Here is a 271-nt window from a genome sequence, read left to right as displayed (position 1 = left end):
GCCAGTGTGAGCGGCTCAATATTGCTCGCTCTACTGCTTACTATCAACCCATCGGACTCTCTACAGAGGAGATTGCGTTGCGCCGTATGATTGACGAAATTCATCTTCAGTATCCGTTCATGGGCAGTCGGCGTATTCGAACTGAGCTGGCTAAAAAGGGGCATAGCGTTAATCGTAAGCGTGTTGTTCGACTCATAATCGATTGGTCCGCAGTTCAAGTCTGGGAGGGCCACCATATTCCAGAAGGTTAGTAAGCGTAGTGTTTACTAAC

The 271-nt window shown here is 48.3% G+C and carries 1 pseudogene; it reads left to right on the top strand.

Annotation, left to right across the window (positions count from 1 at the left end):
* Positions 1-203: pseudogene (locus P8629_RS11880) on the top strand (IS3 family transposase); the annotation flags it as partial.
* Between the last annotated feature and the right edge of the window lie 68 nt (positions 204-271).

This window comes from Hydrogenovibrio sp. 3SP14C1 (assembly GCF_029625905.1).
Classification (GTDB): Bacteria; Pseudomonadota; Gammaproteobacteria; order Thiomicrospirales; family Thiomicrospiraceae; genus Hydrogenovibrio.
The sequence above is the reverse complement of the archived record's forward strand: the minus strand, read 5'-3'. Positions and strand labels throughout refer to the sequence as shown.